The organism is Enterobacteriaceae endosymbiont of Plateumaris braccata (genome assembly GCF_012563325.1).
In the GTDB taxonomy this organism is placed as follows: domain Bacteria; phylum Pseudomonadota; class Gammaproteobacteria; order Enterobacterales; family Enterobacteriaceae.
On record NZ_CP046232.1, the window covers coordinates 370,070 to 388,462 of the forward strand.

An 18,393-nucleotide genomic window follows, 5' to 3' on the forward strand; every position below is an offset into this window, starting at 1 on the left:
ATTAATATAAAAAATTATTTAATAAAATTAATATAAATAATTAAATTCTATTTATTTCTCTTAAGAAAAGATTCTTTAATATCTAATAATTCAATTTCAAATATTAAAGTAGAATTTGCAGGAATTCCTGGAATTAAATTATATCCATATCCTAACTTTGGAGGTATAACTATTTTAATTTTTCCACCTTTTCTAATGTATTGAAGTGCTTCTTTCCAACCCGGAATAATTTGTTGAAAATTTATATATAATGGCATTTTTCTAACATATGAATTGTCAAATATAGTGCCATCAACTAATTTTCCTTTATAATTCACTACTACAATAACATTACTATTTTTGTTTAATATTTGTTTTCCATATCCTAATTTTTGTATTTGATACAATAATCCTGTTTTACTTCTTTTAACATTTTTTTCTTTTAAAAATCTTGCAATATATTTTTTTCCTGCAATATCATTTTTTATTGATTCTTTTCGAATTCTACTAGTTGTAGCATTTTGTATTTCTAATTCAAATAACGTAATAATTTTATTTAATTCTTTATTTGATATCTTAACTTTATTATTTATACAATCAATAATTCCTTGAATAATAAATTTTCTATTTAATAGAATATTAATTTTTTCTTGTTCTTGAAAGGAATGATTTAAATATTTTCCTATTGTAACACCTAATGCATAAGAATTTTGTTCTGTTTTATTTCGAAACAAACTTTGTTTTTTAATATTTATTGAATTAAATTCTTTTTCTTTAACAATTTTTTCTTGTCTGTAATCAAAATGCTTATTAGAATCATTATTCCACCATCTAATATTTTTAGATATTGATGCTTCTGATGAATTTAAACTTATAGCCAAAATAACCAACATAACAAACATTGATATTTTTTTAGTAAAAAATTTCATTTGTTCTCCAAAAATATTTAAAATTTATTAAATAAATTACCTAATTTTATAAGTATAAACTATTTTAAAAATTTAGTGAATATATAAAAGAAATATTTTTATATTGTAACTAGTTTTATTAATAATAAATATATAAATAAAAAATTTTTAAAAAATTTAATAATTAACTAATAATTTTAATATTCTTCTTAAAGGTTCAGCTGCACCCCAAAGTAATTGATCACCTACAGAAAATGCTGAAAAACAATTTTTGTCTATATTGAGTTTTTTAATTCTTCCAATAGGTACATCTAGTCTACCACTTACTGCAATAGGAGTTAAATTATTTACAGTACTATTAATATCATTAGATATAACTTTAACCCATTTATTATGAGTTTGTATAATATCTTTAACATTATCTAAAGATAAGTTTTGTTTAAGTTTTATAGTAAAAGATTGACTATGAGATCTTAAAGCTCCAATACGAACGCAAATACCATCTATAGGAATAATTTTTTCTGTATTTAAAATTTTATTAGTTTCAAATTGACCTTTCCATTCTTCTTTTGTTTGTCCATTATGCATTTTTTTATCTATCCATGGAATTAAACTTCCAGCTAATGGCACAGAAAAATATTGTTTAGGAAAATTATCTTTTGTCATGTTTTTAGAAATTTTTTTTTCAATGTTTAATATATTTTTGAAACTTTCTTCAATATTTGATATGTTAGATATAAATTTCATCTGTAATAAAAGTTCTTTCATAAAATTTGAACCTGCACCTGATGCAGCTTGATATGTTGAAACAAATAACCATTCAATTAAATTATTTACAAATAATCCTCCTAGTGCCATTAACATTAAACTAACAGTACAATTACCTCCTACAAAAGTTTTAATACCCATATCTATTTTTTTTTTTATAATATTTAAATTTACAGGATCTAATACAATTACAGAACTTTTAGAAGTTCTTAAATATGATGAAGCATCTATCCAATAACCATTCCAACCTATCAAACGTAATTTAGAATATATTTTATTTGTATATGCACTACCTTGACATGATAAAATTATATCTAAAGATGATAATATTTCAATATTATAAGCATCCTGTAAAATTTTACATTTATTTTTTATATTAAAAGGAATTGTTTTACCGTATTGTGAAGTAGTAAAAAATATTGCATTAATAAAGTTGAAATCTTTTTTTTTTATCATTCTTTCTAATAAAACAGATCCAACAATACCTCTCCATCCTATAAATCCTACATTTTTCATTGTTAATAAACCTTATAATTTTTATTAATTGACATTATTTATATATTATGATATTAAATGATTTTTATATATATAATATATTATAAATAATTTTATTTAAAATATTAAAAAATAATATAAAATGAATACAAAAAAAATTATAATTTTATTAATTTTAATTTTATTAAAAATTGATGTAGCTGTTGCAACTCGAATCGATGTATTATTTACTCCTAATCCAAAAACTTTACCAATCATAATTAAGCTTATTGAACATGCTAAGAAAGAAATATTAGTAGCAGCTTATACATTCACTAATAAAAATTTAGCTTTAGCATTATTAAATGCAAGTCATAAAGGTATAAAAATTTATATAATGGTTGATGCTAAAAATAATATGAATCGTTATACTGCAATAAATTTTTTAAAAAATAAAACTAAAAATATTCATATTAGAATGAATAATCATTATGCTATTATGCATAATAAATTTATTATTATAGATGGATCTACTATTGAAACAGGATCTTTAAATTATTCGGCTAACGCAATAAAACGTAATGCAGAAAATATAATTATAATTTATAATTCTAAAAAGATAGCTAAGATATATAAAAAACAATTTTTCAAATTATGGAAAGAAAGTATAATTAAAATTAAATAATTATTAATTTATATAAAATTTAAATTCCAATCAATGGGATCGTATTTATGATCAATAAGATATTTATTTGTTTTAGAAAAATGTTTACAATATAAAAAACCTTTATGTGCAGAATAAGGTGAGGGGTGTGATGTGTATAAAATATAGTGTTTTTTATTATTAATAAACTTTATTTTTTTTTTTGCTTTTTTACCCCATAATAAAAATACTATATTTTTAGAATTATTACTAATAATATTAATGACATTATTAGTAAATTTTTCCCATCCAATATTATTATGAGAATTAGCTAATCCTTTTTCTACTGTTAATACGGTATTTAATAACATTACACCTTGTTTAGCCCAATTTAATAAATATCCATGTTTTGGAATTTTAAAATTTGGAATATCAAATTTCAATGATTTATAAATATTTTTCAATGAAGCAGGAATTTTTATATTAGGCATTACAGAAAAAGCTAAACCATTAGCTTGATTTTTTTCATGATAAGGATCTTGACCTAATATAACTACCTTTAAATTTTTAAAATTAGTAACTTTAAAAACATAAAATATATTTTGTTTCTTTGGATAAATAATTTTACCAGAAATAATATCAGTATTAATTTTATTTATTAATTTTTTAAAATAAAATTTCTGTTTTTCCTTATTTAATAAATTAGTCCAATTAATATTTTTTTTCATTACTATGAAAGTTAATAAAATTATTTATAATTATTTATTAATATATTATATTAATATATCATTTTTAAAAAAAATTAGTATTTTGTTTTTAAAATATTTCTTAAAAACCATTTATTTTTAAAGAGCATAACATGAGATATTATGAAATAATATTAATTATACATCCAGATCAAAGTGATCAAATTGAAAAAATTTTAAAATATTATAAAAATATTATTAATCAAAATAAAGGAATTATTACTAGATTAGAAAATTGGGGAAGAAGACAATTATCATATCCTATTAATAAATTACATAAAGCACATTATATTTTAATGAATATAATGATTAATAATAATTATATTAATAATTTAGAAAAAGATTTTTATCTTAATGAATCCATTATAAGATATATAGTAATTAAAACCAAAAAAGAAATTAAATCTATATCACCTATTTTAAAATTAAAAGATGAACATAATACAGAACAAAAAAGTAGTGATATTATAAAAACTATATAAAAAATTTTTATTATTTTAAATTTTAAATAATTTTATTAATTAATTAATCAAATAATCATATTTTATATATTAGGAGTTATAATGATACGTTATTTTCGTCGTCGTAAATTTTGTCGTTTTACATCTGAAGGAATTAAAGAAATTGATTATAAAGATATTAATTTATTGAAAAATTTTATTACTGAAAGTGGAAAAATTGTTCCTAGTAGAATAACTGGTACTAAAGCTAGATATCAACGTCAATTAACTAGAGCAATAAAACTAGCAAGATATCTATCACTCATCCCTTATACTGATCATCATAAATGATTAAAAATTAGTATTTAATAAATGAATTATTAGTATTAATAATAAGTATTATTTATTATGTATTGAGGTATATAGTGAAAATAATTTTATTGGATCAAGTTGTAGGATTAGGTAAAAAATCTGAAATAGTTAATGTTAAACCTGGATATGCACGAAATTTTCTTATTCCAAAAAATAAAGGTATAATAGCTACAGAAGAAAATATTAATTTATTAAAAAAACAAATTACTGAATTAAAAATAGAATTATTAGATATTTTTAATAAAGCAAAACTAAGATCAAAACAATTTATAAAAATAATAGATAAAATCATAATTAAATCTAGATCTAGTAAAGATAATAAATTATTTGGATCTGTAGGTAGAAATAATATTTTAAAAGAAATTAAAAATATAGGATTTAATATTTTAAAAAAAGAAATTGTTTTACCAAAAGGAGCATTAAAAACATTAGGTAATCACGAAATACATTTTAAATTTCATCCAAAAATAATAATAAAAAAAAATATTCAAATTATTAATTTTTCAAAATAACTTTTATTGACTAAATATTATTTTTATTTTAGTATATATTTCAACATAATGGCGTGACTATTAAAACAATATTATTTTTGTAAACCCGGTCAGGTCTGGAAGGAAGCAGCCGTAACAAAGATAATATGTGTAAAAAATAGTTACGTCATTCAATTTAATTTAATCATAATAAAATTAAAATTTAAACTTAATGACTTATTACGCATTAGCAAGAAAATGGAGACCGCAAAAATTTTGCGATATTATAGGACAAGATCACATAGTTAAAGCTATTAAATATAGTTTATTTAAAAAAAATGTCCATCCTGCATGGATATTTTCTGGTAGTAGAGGTGTAGGTAAAACTACTATAGCTAGATTGTTTGCTATGGGTTTAAGTTGTTTAAATGGTATTACAGATAATCCTTGCGGATTATGTATAAATTGTAAAGATATAAAAAATAATTCTTTTTTAGATTTAATAGAATTAGATTCTGCATCTAAAACAAAAGTAGAAGAAATTAGAGATATAATAGATAATATTCAATACAAACCTATAAGAGGTCGTTATAAAATATATATTTTTGATGAATTTCATATGTTATCAAAACATAGCTTTAATGCTTTATTAAAAATAATAGAAGAACCACCTCTATATGTAAAATTTATATTTGTGACAACAGAATTACAAAAGATACCCATTACTATTATATCCCGATGTTTACAATTTCATCTAAAATTAATAACAAATAAAGAAATCTCTCAAAAATTAAAATATATTTTACATATAGAAAAATTAAATTATGATAAAAAAATATTAGATATATTATCAAATGCTGCTGATGGAAGTATGAGAGATGCTTTAAGTTTAACAGATCAATTAATTTCTATGGGTGAATTAACACTTAAAAACATTTATTTAATGTTAGGTTTAATTGAAAAAAAATATTTATTTTTATTAATTAAAAGCTTAAAAGAAAAAAATATTAATTTAACATTAGAAATTATTGAACAAATTGCATCTTTTAATGTTAATTGGGATAATATTATTATAGAAATATTATTTTTATTGCATGAATTATTGAAAATTAAAATTATTAATTCTACAAATAAAATTAATAATGAATATAATAATTTTTATAAAAATAATAAAAAATATTTAAATATTATTTTAAAAAGTTTTTCTTTAGAAGAAATAAGATTTATATATAAAACATTTATTATAGGAAGAAAAAATTTAAATTTAAATCCTAATAATAAAATTGGATTTGAAGTTATTATTCTTAAATTAATATTTAATTTTAATAAAGTTAAAATTTAATAAAAAAATAATATTTAATAAAATTATTTTTATAATTTATAAATTTATAATAAATATGATTTTGTTCTTTTCAAAATTATATTTTTATTTTATAAAAATATAATTTAATAGTCTATTTGTTCTTAATATATTATATTTAAAATAATAATTTGAAAAATTTATTATAAAATTAATATTTTATTAATATATATAAAAAATCATAATTGAATTTTATTTATAAGGAAAACTATTATAATGAAAGTACAAGAAACTCGAAATTTTGAATCTGAAGTTAAACAACTTTTACATTTAATGATAAATTCTCTTTATTCTAATAAAGAAATTTTTTTACGAGAATTAATATCAAATGCCTCTGATGCAGCAGACAAATTAAAATTTAAAGCATTATCTAATACTAATTTATATGAAAATGATAATAAATTAAAAGTACAAATATCTATAAATAAAAAAGAAAGATTAATTATTATTAATGATAATGGAATTGGTATGACTCGTGATGAAGTAATTGAAAACTTAGGTACAATTGCTAAATCAGGAACAAAATCTTTTATCGAATCTTTAAATATTTCTTCTAAAAAATCAAAAGAAAATAAACAAACCACACAGTTTATAGGACAATTTGGTGTTGGATTTTATTCTTCTTTTATAGTAGCAAATAAAGTATCAGTAAAAACTAGAGCGGCTGGAATAGCATATGATAAAGGGGTTTTTTGGGAATCTACCGGAGAAAATAATTATAATATTACAAATATTTATAAAAAATCTCGAGGAACTGAAATTACTTTACATATACGTGAAAATAATAATGAATTTCTTGATATATGGCGTATTAAAAATATTATTAGTAAGTATTCTGATCATATATCTTTACCAATAGAAATTCAAACTTATGATGAAAAAAATAAACAATATATTTGGGAACAAATAAATAAAGCACAAGCAATATGGTTACGTAATAAATCAGAAATCAGTGATTCTGAATATAAAGAATTTTATAAACAGTTAACTCATGATACAACTGATCCTATTGCATGGACTCATAATCATGTTGAAGGAAAACAGGACTATACTAGTTTATTATATATTCCTTTCAATATTCCATGGGACGTTAGAAATCGTGATTATAAAAATGGTATTAAATTATATGTACAAAGAGTTTTTATTATGGATGATGCTGAACAACTTTTACCAAAATATTTAAGATTTATTAAAGGTTTAGTAGATTCTAATGATTTACCCTTAAATATTTCTAGAGAAATTTTACAAGATAATAATATTATTCATAATATGAAAAATATGTTAACTAAAAAAGTATTAAATATTTTAACAAAGATCTCACAAAAAGAAGATTTATATAATGATTTATGGCAAAAATTTGGATTAATTTTGAAAGAAGGTCCAGCAGAAGATTTAAATAATAAAGATAGAATAATTGAATTATTACGTTTTGCTTCAACTTATAATAATAATTCTATACAGAATATATCATTAGAATCATATATTAAACGAATGATTAAAGGGCAAAAAAAAATATATTTTTTAACTGCTGATAATTATCTTGCAGCAAAAAGTAGTCCTCATTTAGAATTTTTTTCTAATAAAAAAATTGAAGTACTTTTATTAACTGATCATATTGATGAATGGATGATGAGTTATATAACTGATTTTAAAGGAAAATCTCTACAATTAATTAGTAAAAAAGATGAATCATTAAATGATTTTATTAAAAAAGAAGATAATATAGACAATGATGTAAATAAAAAAGAATTAAATAATTTTATAAAAAAAGTTGAAAATATATTAGGAAGTAAAGTTAAAAAAGTATATTTTACAAATCGTTTATTTAATACTCCTGCTATTGTTACTACGGATACTAATGAAATGAGTACACAAATGGCTAAATTATTTGCTGCAGCAGGACAACAAACTCCAGAAATAAAATATAATTTTGAATTAAATTCAAATCATATTTTAATTAAAAAAGCAATGAATATAAAAGATGAAAAATATTTTTTAGAATTTATTAATTTATTATTAGAAGAAGCTATTTTCGCAGAAAAAGGTACGTTAGAAAATCCTAATACGTTTATAAATAGAATAAATTATTTTTTATCAACAGATAAAATTTAAAAAAATTTTTATAGATAAGATTTTAAAATAGTTTTTAAGATATAAATCTTATCTATAAATAAAATTTATATTTTTTATTTTAATTTTTAATTTACCATTATTATATAATATTATTTTAATTATTTTTTTAAAGTTAATTTTTTTTTTTTGATTTAAATCATTATTTATAATAGGTGTATTTATTGCTTTATTATATTCTTTTTTTGTAATTACATTTTTATATAACATTCTTTTTAAGACTATATTTCTTCTTTTTTTTGTTTTTTCTACAGATGCTATAGGATTATAAACAGATGGATTTTTAGGTAATCCTGCTAAAATAGCTATTTCACTTAATGTTAATTGATCTAATGTTTTATGAAAATATATTCTAGATGCTTCAACTATTCCATAAGTATTTTGTCCTAAATAAGTTTTATTTAAATATAATTCAAGAATATCTTTTTTAGATAAATATTGTTCTATTTTTATAGCTAATAATATTTCTTTTATTTTTCTTATAAAACTTTTTTTAGGAGTAAGAAAAAAATTACGTGCTAATTGTTGAGTGATGGTACTACCACCTTGTGTTATATGTCCTGATATAATTAAATTCATGAATGCTCTAAAAATAGCTTTTATATCAAATCCGTTATGACTATAAAATTTATTATCTTCAATAATAAGAAAAGCTTGTATAATTATTTTTGGTACATTATCTATTGAAATATAATTAAAATAATCTATATTAGAATTTGTTATTAATATTTTATTTTCATGAGTAATATTAACAGGTGATTTTACTTGCATTTTTTTTATATTTCTTATATCTGATAAATTATTTATAATTTGATTTAAAAAAAAATATGAATAGATAGTAATAAATATTGTTATTACCATTAAAGAATATTTTCTAGAAAAAATTTTTTTAAATTTCATTTAATATTTAAACTATTATGAAATATATAATTAATAATATATGATAAATTTAATTTATAATAAATATATATTTTTATTTAAATAGTTATTTATATAATAAAAAAATATTAAATAAATTATTTACTATTGAAAAAATTAAATTTATGATTTAACTTTAAGTTAAATTATAAATTTATTATAAAATATAAAAATTTGCAAAAAGTAATATTAAAATTATATATATAATATATATATTCAAAAATTTATTAACAATAATTTAAATTATTAGTACTAATAAGAAAATGGCAGAAAAAAGAAATATATTTTTAATAGGTCCTATGGGAGCAGGAAAAAGTACAATTGGGCGTCAATTAGCTAATCAATTAAATATGGAATTTTTTGATTCTGATGAAGAAATTGAACGTCGTACTGGAGCTGATATAAATTGGGTTTTTGATGTAGAAGGAGAATCAGGATTTAGAAAACGTGAAAGAAAAATTATTAATGAAATTACTATTAAAAAAGGAATTGTTTTAGCTACAGGTGGAGGTTCTGTAACTTCTAAAGAAACACGTAAATATTTATCATCTAGAGGAATAGTTGTTTATTTAAAAACTACTATAGAAAAACAACTAATTCGTACTCAAAGAGATAAAAAACGACCTTTATTAAATAATCAAAATAAACCTGCTATAGAAATTTTACAGAATTTAGCTAAAAAAAGAAATCCTTTATATAAGGAAATAGCTGATATTATTATTAAAACAGATAAACAAAATGCTAAAATTGTTACCAATCAACTTATTAACTTATTAGAAAAAAATTAATATTCAAATGAATATCTTAAGGAATTAGAATTAGTATGATAGATACTATTTTAGTAAAAACAAAAAAACATAATTATTCTATTACAATAGGTTTTGATTTATTTGATACGCCATATTTATTTAGTAGTTTTAAATATGGTGATCAAACAATGATTATTACTAACCAAAAAATATTTACTCTTTATTTTAAAAAAATATTTAATACATTAAAAAATATTGGTATAAAAGTAGATTATATTATTTTACCAGATGGTGAAAAATATAAAACATTAACAACAATGAATATTATTTATTCAACTCTATTAAAAAAATTACATAGTAGAGATACTACATTAATTTCTTTAGGTGGTGGTGTAATTAGTGATATAACTGGTTTTGCAGCATCTAGTTATCAACGAGGAGTAAAATTAATACATATTCCAACTACTTTATTATCTCAAGTAGATGCTTCTATAGGTGGTAAAACTGGTGTTAATCATAATTTAGGTAAAAATATGATAGGAAGTTTTTATCAACCTAATTCTGTTATAATTAATTTAAATTATTTAAATACATTATCGAAAAGAGAATTTTCTTCTGGAATGGCAGAAGTTATTAAATATAGTATTATATTTGATAATATTTTTTTTCATTGGTTAGAAAAAAATATTAATAAATTATTAAATTTAGATAAACAATCTATAAATTATTGTATTTATAAATGTTGTACATTTAAATCAAAAATTATTTCTGAAGATGAAAATGAAAAAAATCAAAGAGTTTTATTAAATTTAGGACACACTTATGGACATGCAATAGAGTCAGAAATAAATTATGATGGTACATGGACACATGGAGAAGCAATATCAGTTGGTATGATTATGTCATGTATAACTGCAGAAAAATTGAACTTATTTAATAAATATGATACGTTGAGAATAATAAATTTATTAAAAAAATGTAATTTACCATTTCAAAATCCTAAATTTATGAATACAAAAAAATATTTAAAATATATGTTTTTAGATAAGAAAGTTCATAATAATAAAATTCATTTAGTTATACCTATAAAGATAGGAAAAGTAATAATAAGTAACAATATTAATAAAAATATTATTTCTGACTCAGTTAAACAATCTACAAATTTAATAAATTAAAATTTGATTTAATATATATTATAATTATGATTATATCTATAAATATACAAAAATGAATAAGTATTTTCTTGCTGCATCTATTTTATCAGCTAATTTTTCTTATTTAGGAAAAGAAATTAATGATGTTATTATAGCTGGAGTAGATATAATACATTTCGATATTATGGATAACCATTATGTCCCTAATTTAACTATAGGACCATTAGTACTAAAATCACTAAGAGATTGCGGTATTACAAATCTTATTGATGTACATTTAATGACAAAACCAGTTGATAATTTAATTATTTCTTGTGCTCAAGCTGGAGCTGATTATATTACTTTTCATCCAGAATGTTCATATCATATTGATCGTAGTATTTCTTTAATAAAAGAATATGGTTGTAAAGCAGGATTAGCTTTTAATCCTTCTACCTCATTAGATTATTTAGATTATATAATAGATAAATTAGATATAATATTAATTATGTCAGTAAATCCTGGATTTGAAGGACAAAAATTTATTCCGAAAATTTTTAATAAAATTATTAAAGCAAGAAAAATAATTGATCAGAAACAAAAAAATATATTGCTTTCAGTTGATGGAGGTGTGAATATACAAAATATAAGTAAAATAATAAGTTCTGGAGCTAATGTATTAGTATTAGGTTCCACTATATTTAAAAATATATTATCTTATAAAGAAGTAATTAAACAAATTAAAATAAAATTAAACAATATAATATAGTATATATTTAAAATTAATATTTTAATTATCTTTTAACTTTAAAAGAACAATATTATATGTTAACTAAACCAACAGTATTTAGTGCTATTCAACCTACAGGTAATTTAACAATTGGAAATTATATAGGCGCATTGAAACAATGGAATGAAATTCAAAAAAAATATTTCTGTATTTATTGTATTGCAGATTTACATTCTTTAACTATATACCAAAAACCAAATATTTTAAATAAAAATATTTTAGATACATTAGCTATTTTTTTAGCATGTGATATTGATCCAAATAAAAATATTATTTTTATACAATCTCATGTTCCTCAACATACACAATTAAGTTGGATATTAAATTGTTTTACCTATTTTGGTGAATTAAAAAGAATGATTCAATTTAAAGAGAAAATGTTATTATTTAAAAATAAAAATATCAATATTGGGTTATTTAATTATCCTATATTAATGGCAGCTGATATTTTATTATATCAAGCAGATAAAATACCAGTAGGAAAAGATCAAATTCAACATATTGAAATGGCTAGAAAAATAGCTATAAGATTTAATTCTATTTATGGAAATATATTTACAATACCAGAAAAAATTATTAATCCTAATAAAGGATCATGTATAATGTCATTATTAAATCCTTTGAAAAAAATGTCTAAATCTGATTCAAATTCTAATAATGTTATTAATTTATTTGATAAAATTGATATAATTAGAAAAAAAATTAATAATGCTGTTACTGATTCTGATATTCCTCCTAATATTATTTATGATAAAACTAATAAACCAGGTATTTCTAATTTACTTAGCATATTATCGAATATTACTAATGTTTCTATTCAAAATTTAGAAAAAGAATTTAAAGGAAAAATTTATAATGATTTAAAAAAATCTGTAATAGATAACTTATATATATTTTTAAATAAATTTCAAAAAAAATACTCTAAATATAGAGAAAATAAAAAACTATTAAATAATATTATTATTAATGGATCTCATAAAGCTCAAAAAAAAGCAAAAATTACATTAAATAATATTAATAATATTATTGGACTATATAATAAAAAAATTTTATAATATATATTTTAATAGTATAAATTTTAACGAGTGCCATAAACAACAATTGTTTTTCCATGAGCATAAATTATATTTTGATCTTTAAGATTTTTAAATATACGTCCTACTGTCTCTCTTGAACAACCAACTATTTTACCAATTTCTTGTCTAGTAATTTTGATTTGCATACCATGAGGATGAGTAATTGCATCAGGACTTTTAGCTAAATTTAATAATGTTTTTACTATTCTATCACTTACATCTAAAAAAGCTAAATTACTGACTTTTTTTGATGTAATTTGTAATCTGTAAGCTATTTGAGTAGAAATTTTCATAATAATATTATAATTAATTTTAATTAAATTATAAAAATTTTTATAAGATATTTCTGCTAATTCACAATCTGTTTTTAATTTTACCCATGCAGTACGTTTATGATTATGAAGAAAAATTCCTAATTCTCCTACAAAATCACCTTTATTTAAATAACTAAGAATAATTTCTTTTCCTTTATTATTTTTAATTAAAACTACAACACTACCATTTAATATATAATATAAATTATTTGCTATATCACCTTTATTTATTAAAATAGTTTTAGCTGAATATTTATTAATATGACAATATGAAAGAAACCATTCTAAAGTAGGATCTTTTTGTGGTTTTAAAACTACCATTAATTATCCTTTATAATTTATATATTTAATTACAATTTTATTATCTTTAATAAAGATATAATAGAATATATTATTAATATAACAAATATTAAAAAAAATATATAGTATATAAATACTATTTATAACTAAATATATAATTTATAAAAATATTATAAAATATATAATTTATAATGTTTTATTAATAAAAATATAATTCGGAATTTCAATATGAAATCTTTTGATACAGAACAAAAAGAATATATAGATAAATTTTTTAGTAAATCATTTAGTAAATGTAATATATCGTTTGAAATTTTTCCTCCTGCTGATTGTGAAATAGAATCTAAATTTTGGAATTTCATTAAAATTTTAATAAAATTTAGACCAAAATTTATTTCTATAACATACAGAAATACTAGTAATTCTTATAATAAGACTTATAGTATCGTAAAGAAAATTCAAAAATATACTAATATAGAATTAGCTCCTCATATAACATGTATTAATGTAAAAAGTAATGAATTATATAATTTAGCAAAAAAATATTGGAAAAATGGAATAAAACATGTTATTGCATTAAGAGGAGATATAATAAATATTAATAAAAATATTAATTCTTTGATATATGCTTCTGATTTAGTGTATTTTTTAAAACAAATAGCAAATTTTAATATTACAGTAGCAGCATATCCTGAAATACATCCAGAATCTAAAAATGCTAAAGAGGATTTAATTAATTTAAAACGTAAAATAGATGCTGGTGCTACAAGAGCTATTACACAGTTTTTTTTTAATATAGAAACTTACCTTATTTTCCGTGATAAATGTATATCTCAAGGTATAAATATAGAAATTATACCTGGAATTTTACCTATTAATAATTTTATTCAATTAAAAAAAATGATAAAAATTACAAATATTAAAATACCGAATTTTATAAATAAAATGTTTCAAAGTTTAAATAAACAAGATGAGAAAATATGTAAATTATTAGGGAGTTTTATTGCTATAGAAATGATAAGAAAACTCAAAAAAGAAGGTGTAAATCATTTTCATTTTTACACTTTAAATAAATCAGAAATAATTTATGCAATTTGTCTTTATTTGGGTATTAAACCTAATGAAAATGTTTTTAATAAAACTTAACTAAAAATTTATTTTATAAAAAATTGTAAATTACATTAAAAATATTTGCTGATACTCAGAATTGAACTGAGGACCTCACCCTTACCAAGAGTGTGCTCTACCTACTGAGCTATATCAGCAAATTATTACTAAATTATTAGTAATTAATTTTTTTTAATAATCATTAGCAAGCAGCGGGAATTGAACCCGCATCATTAGCTTGGAAGGCTAAGATAATACCATTATACGATGCCTGCATTTTTGGTGAGAGAAGGATTCGAACCTTCGAAGTCTTATGACGACAGATTTACAGTCTGCTCCCGTTAACCACTTGGGTATCTCACCATTATAATTACATTTTAAAAATGAGAAAATTAGTAATAATATTTTAGACATAAAACAAATGCCGGCTACCGGAATTGAACTGGTAACCTACTGATTACAAGTCAGTTGCTCTACCATTTTGAGCTAAGCCGGCATTTGTTTTATGTCTATTATTTTTTATTAAGTATAAAATTAATATAATATTAAATATTAATTAAATTAAATTAAATGAAATCAAATAAAATATTAATTAACCCTGGTATTTTCCTACTCTCACATGAGTAAATCTCATACTACCATCGGCACTACAATGTTTCACTTCTGAGTTCGGAATGGATTCAGGTGGTACCATTGCGTTATTGATACCAGGATTAAAATTATTAATAATAAATAATTATAATATTTAAAACGATTCTGGTGTTGTAAGGTTAAGACTCACGGGTGATTATTAGTACTGATTAGCTCAACATATTACTATGCTTACACATTCAGCCTATCAACGTTATAGTCTTTAACGTCCCTTTAGGGATATATCTAAATAACAAATATATCCTGGGAAGAATAATCTTAAGGTAAGTTTCGCGCTTAGATGCTTTCAGCACTTATCTTTTCCGCATTTAGCTACCGGGCAATACCATTGGCATGATAACCCGAACACCAGAGATGCGTTCACTCCGGTCCTCTCGTACTAGGAGCAACTCCTTTCAATCTTCCAACGCCCACGACAGATAGGGACCGAACTGTCTCACGACGTTCTAAACCCAGCTCGCGTACCACTTTAAATGGCGAACAGCCATACCCTTGGGACCTACTTCAGCCCCAGGATGTGATGAGCCGACATCGAGGTGCCAAACACCGCCGTCGATATGAACTCTTGGGCGGTATTAGCCTGTTATCCCCGGAGTACCTTTTATCCGTTGAGCGATGGCCCTGTCATATAGAACCACCGGATCACTAAGACCTGCTTTCGCATCTGTTCGAACCGTCATTCTTACAGTTAAGCCAGCTTATGCCTTTGCACTAACCTCACGATTTCCGACCGTGATTAGCTGACCTTAGTGCTCCTCCGTTACTCTTTAGGAGGAGACCGCCCCAGTCAAACTACCCACCAGACACTGTTCCTGATCCGGATAACGGACCTAGGTTAGAATAGTAAATGTTAAAGGGTGGTATTTCAAGGTTGACTCAATATTAACTAGCGTTAATATTTCATAGTCTCCCACCTATCCTATACATTAATATTCAATATCAAGCTATAGTAAAGGTTCACGGGGTCTTTCCGTCTTGCCGCGGGTACACTGCATCTTCACAGCGATTTCAATTTCACTGAGTCTCGGGTGGAGACAGTCTGACCATCATTACGCCATTCGTGCAGGTCGGAACTTACCCGACAAGGAATTTCGCTACCTTAGGACCGTTATAGTTACGGCCGCCGTTTACCGGGGCTTCGATCAAAAGCTTTTCGTAAAACGATAACTTCATCAATTAACCTTCCGGCACCGGGCAGGCGTCACACCGTATACGTCCACTTTCGTGTTTGCACAGTGCTGTGTTTTTAATAAACAGTTGCAGTCAGCTGTTATCTTAGACTGATTTCAGCTTTAAAAGTAAATTTTATTACTTACAATCAGTGTGCCTTCTTCCGAAGTTACGGCACTATTTTGCCTAGTTCCTTCACCCGAGTTCTCTCAAGCGCCTTAGTATTCTCTACCTGACTACCTGTGTCGGTTTGGAGTACGATTCTATGTTATCTAGAGCTTAGAGGATTTTCTTGTAAGTATGGTATTAATTACTTCAGTAAAATAAAGTACTTCGTCATCACGCCTTAATGTTTTGTATTAACTATCCGGATTTTCCTAGATAATTCATCTACACGTTTAAACCAAGATAACCATCACTTGGATAATCTAACCTTCTTCGTCCCCCCTTCGCAATAACATTGAGTACAGGAATATTAACCTGTTTTCCATCGACTACGCTTTTCAGCCTCATCTTAGGTGTCGACTTACCCTGCCTCGATTACCGTTGGACAGGAAACCTTAGTCTTTCGGCGAATAGGTTTTTCACCTATTTTATCGTTACTCATGTCAGCATTCGCACTTCTGATATCTCCAATAAACTTTACAATTTATCTTCAACGACTTACAGAACGCTCCCCTACCCAATAAATATAAAATTTATTGTCGCAGCTTCGGTGTATAATTTAGCCCCGTTACATCTTCCGCGCAGAAAAACTAGACCAGTGAGCTATTACGCTTTCTTTAAATGATGGCTGCTTCTAAGCCAACATCCTGGCTGTTTATGCTTTTCCACATCGTTTCCCACTTAATTATAACTTAGGGACCTTAGCTGGCGATCTGGGTTGTTTCCCTTTTCACAACGGACGTTAGCACCCGCTGTGTGTCTCCCGTGATAACATTATTCGGTATTTGAAGTTTGCATCGGATTGGTAAGTCTGGATGACTCCCTAACCGAAACAGAGCTCTACCCCCGAATATGAATAACACGAGGCGCTACCTAAATAGCTTTCGGGGAGAACCAGCTATCTCCCGGTTTGATTGGCCTTTCACCCCTAACCACAAGTCATCCGCTAATTTTTCAACATTAGTCGGTTCGGTCCTCCAGTTAGTATTACCTAACCTTCAACCTGCTCATGGCTAGATCACCGGGTTTCGGGTCTATACCTTGCAACTTAACGCCCTTTTAAGACTCGGTTTCCCTACGGCTCCCTTATACAGTTAACCTTGCTACAAAATATAACTCGCTGACCCATTATACAAAAGGTACGCAGTCACATTTTCAAATAATAAATGCTCCTACTGCTTGTACGTATATGGTTTCAGGTTCTATTTCACTCCCCTAACCGGGGTTCTTTTCACCTTTCCCTCACGGTACTAGTTCACTATCGGTCAGTCAGTAGTATTTAGCCTTAGAGGATGATCCCCCTATATTCAAACAAGATACCACGTGTCCCGTTCTACTCTTTGAGATCACAATTAATATATTTTAATATACGGGACTATCACCCTGTTTCGTATATCTTTCCAGACATTTTTATTAATATAATAATTGATTAAGTCTCTGGGCTTTTTCCTTTTCGCTCGCCGCTACTAAGAAAATCTCAGTTGATTTCTTTTCCTCAGGTTACTTAGATGTTTCAGTTCTCCTGGTTTGCTTCGTTATTCTATGAATTCAAACAACGATAATACATAAAATATGTATTGGGTTACCCCATTCGGATATCATCGACTAATAACGCTTCAAATCAGCTTATCGATGCTTTTCGCAGATTAGTACGTCCTTCATCGCCTCTGACTGCCAAGGCATCCACCATATACGCTTATTTACTTAACCTTACAACACCACAATCGTTT

Annotated in this window: 16 protein-coding genes, 4 tRNA genes, 2 rRNA genes and 1 other RNA gene; 12 read left to right on the forward strand and 11 right to left on the reverse strand. The window is 23.6% G+C overall.

Annotated features, from left to right (window positions below):
- Positions 1-47: 47 nt before the first annotated feature.
- Positions 48-908: an FKBP-type peptidyl-prolyl cis-trans isomerase gene (fkpA, locus tag GJT80_RS01785; protein ID WP_168867674.1), complete on the reverse strand. Its 861-nt coding sequence runs from the start codon at positions 906-908 to the stop codon at positions 48-50.
- Positions 909-1,064: 156 nt separating this feature from the next.
- Positions 1,065-2,171: an aspartate-semialdehyde dehydrogenase gene (gene asd, locus GJT80_RS01790; RefSeq protein WP_168867675.1), complete on the reverse strand. Its 1,107-nt coding sequence runs from the start codon at positions 2,169-2,171 to the stop codon at positions 1,065-1,067.
- A 121-nt stretch (positions 2,172-2,292) separates the two neighbouring features.
- Between asd and GJT80_RS01795 the strand changes: the two genes are divergently transcribed.
- Complete coding sequence (locus GJT80_RS01795) at positions 2,293-2,814, forward strand: phospholipase D-like domain-containing protein (protein ID WP_168867676.1); 522 nt, start codon at positions 2,293-2,295, stop codon at positions 2,812-2,814.
- An 8-nt stretch (positions 2,815-2,822) separates the two neighbouring features.
- Here the strand turns inward: GJT80_RS01795 and ung are convergent, their stop codons facing one another.
- The gene (gene ung / locus GJT80_RS01800; RefSeq protein ID WP_211080443.1) at positions 2,823-3,500 is read right to left on the reverse strand and encodes a uracil-DNA glycosylase; all 678 of its coding nucleotides are present in this window, start codon (positions 3,498-3,500) and stop codon (positions 2,823-2,825) included.
- A gap of 131 nt (positions 3,501-3,631) precedes the next feature.
- Between ung and rpsF the strand changes: the two genes are divergently transcribed.
- The 6 genes from rpsF to htpG all read left to right on the forward strand — a co-directional run bounded on the left by rpsF (position 3,632) and on the right by htpG (position 8,272).
- Positions 3,632-4,000: a 30S ribosomal protein S6 gene (rpsF, locus tag GJT80_RS01805; RefSeq protein ID WP_168867677.1), complete on the forward strand. Its 369-nt coding sequence runs from the start codon at positions 3,632-3,634 to the stop codon at positions 3,998-4,000.
- 81 nt (positions 4,001-4,081) lie between these two features.
- On the forward strand, positions 4,082-4,309 hold the full coding sequence (rpsR, locus tag GJT80_RS01810) for a 30S ribosomal protein S18 (RefSeq protein WP_168867678.1): 228 nt from the start codon (positions 4,082-4,084) through the stop codon (positions 4,307-4,309).
- Between the two features lie 74 nt (positions 4,310-4,383).
- Positions 4,384-4,842, forward strand: a complete 459-nt coding sequence (gene rplI / locus GJT80_RS01815; protein ID WP_168867679.1) for a 50S ribosomal protein L9 — start codon at positions 4,384-4,386, stop codon at positions 4,840-4,842.
- Positions 4,843-4,893: 51 nt separating this feature from the next.
- Positions 4,894-4,991: signal recognition particle sRNA small type (ffs, locus tag GJT80_RS01820), an RNA gene on the forward strand.
- 41 nt (positions 4,992-5,032) lie between these two features.
- Positions 5,033-6,142, forward strand: a complete 1,110-nt coding sequence (gene dnaX / locus GJT80_RS01825) for a DNA polymerase III subunit gamma/tau (protein WP_168867680.1) — start codon at positions 5,033-5,035, stop codon at positions 6,140-6,142.
- Positions 6,143-6,370: 228 nt separating this feature from the next.
- A complete protein-coding gene (gene htpG, locus GJT80_RS01830) occupies positions 6,371-8,272 on the forward strand; it encodes a molecular chaperone HtpG (RefSeq protein WP_168867817.1) in 1,902 nt (633 codons plus the stop codon).
- A 48-nt stretch (positions 8,273-8,320) separates the two neighbouring features.
- Here htpG and GJT80_RS01835 read toward each other — a convergent pair whose 3' ends face one another.
- The gene (locus GJT80_RS01835) at positions 8,321-9,190 is read right to left on the reverse strand and encodes a transglycosylase domain-containing protein (RefSeq protein WP_168867681.1); all 870 of its coding nucleotides are present in this window, start codon (positions 9,188-9,190) and stop codon (positions 8,321-8,323) included.
- 281 nt (positions 9,191-9,471) lie between these two features.
- On the opposite strand from GJT80_RS01835, the gene aroK reads away from it, so the two are divergent.
- Genes aroK through trpS form a run of 4 tightly spaced genes read left to right on the forward strand, consistent with a single transcriptional unit; the run spans position 9,472 to position 12,935 of the window.
- Positions 9,472-9,996 (forward strand): shikimate kinase AroK, encoded by a 525-nt coding sequence (aroK, locus tag GJT80_RS01840; protein WP_168867682.1) that lies wholly within the window; start codon positions 9,472-9,474, stop codon positions 9,994-9,996.
- 38 nt (positions 9,997-10,034) lie between these two features.
- Complete coding sequence (gene aroB / locus GJT80_RS01845; RefSeq protein ID WP_425482263.1) at positions 10,035-11,132, forward strand: 3-dehydroquinate synthase; 1,098 nt, start codon at positions 10,035-10,037, stop codon at positions 11,130-11,132.
- 52 nt (positions 11,133-11,184) lie between these two features.
- The gene (gene rpe / locus GJT80_RS01850; RefSeq protein ID WP_168867684.1) at positions 11,185-11,859 is read left to right on the forward strand and encodes a ribulose-phosphate 3-epimerase; all 675 of its coding nucleotides are present in this window, start codon (positions 11,185-11,187) and stop codon (positions 11,857-11,859) included.
- A gap of 56 nt (positions 11,860-11,915) precedes the next feature.
- Entirely contained in the window at positions 11,916-12,935 is a 1,020-nt protein-coding gene (gene trpS, locus GJT80_RS01855) for a tryptophan--tRNA ligase (RefSeq protein WP_168867685.1), read from the forward strand.
- Positions 12,936-12,958: 23 nt separating this feature from the next.
- On the opposite strand, the gene crp is transcribed toward trpS, so the two are convergent.
- On the reverse strand, positions 12,959-13,591 hold the full coding sequence (gene crp / locus GJT80_RS01860; protein ID WP_168867686.1) for a cAMP-activated global transcriptional regulator CRP: 633 nt from the start codon (positions 13,589-13,591) through the stop codon (positions 12,959-12,961).
- Positions 13,592-13,798: 207 nt separating this feature from the next.
- Between crp and metF the strand changes: the two genes are divergently transcribed.
- Positions 13,799-14,716 (forward strand): methylenetetrahydrofolate reductase, encoded by a 918-nt coding sequence (gene metF, locus GJT80_RS01865; RefSeq protein ID WP_168867687.1) that lies wholly within the window; start codon positions 13,799-13,801, stop codon positions 14,714-14,716.
- 46 nt (positions 14,717-14,762) lie between these two features.
- On the opposite strand, the gene GJT80_RS01870 is transcribed toward metF, so the two are convergent.
- From GJT80_RS01870 to GJT80_RS01895, 6 genes are all read right to left on the reverse strand, one after another.
- Positions 14,763-14,835: transfer RNA gene (locus GJT80_RS01870), tRNA-Thr, on the reverse strand.
- A gap of 46 nt (positions 14,836-14,881) precedes the next feature.
- Positions 14,882-14,952: transfer RNA gene (locus GJT80_RS01875), tRNA-Gly, on the reverse strand.
- 5 nt (positions 14,953-14,957) lie between these two features.
- Positions 14,958-15,040, reverse strand: a tRNA-Tyr gene (locus GJT80_RS01880).
- A gap of 59 nt (positions 15,041-15,099) precedes the next feature.
- Positions 15,100-15,173 (reverse strand) — tRNA-Thr (locus GJT80_RS01885).
- 100 nt (positions 15,174-15,273) lie between these two features.
- A 5S ribosomal RNA gene (gene rrf, locus GJT80_RS01890) occupies positions 15,274-15,389 on the reverse strand.
- Between the two features lie 54 nt (positions 15,390-15,443).
- Positions 15,444-18,373 (reverse strand): 23S ribosomal RNA (locus tag GJT80_RS01895).
- Between the last annotated feature and the right edge of the window lie 20 nt (positions 18,374-18,393).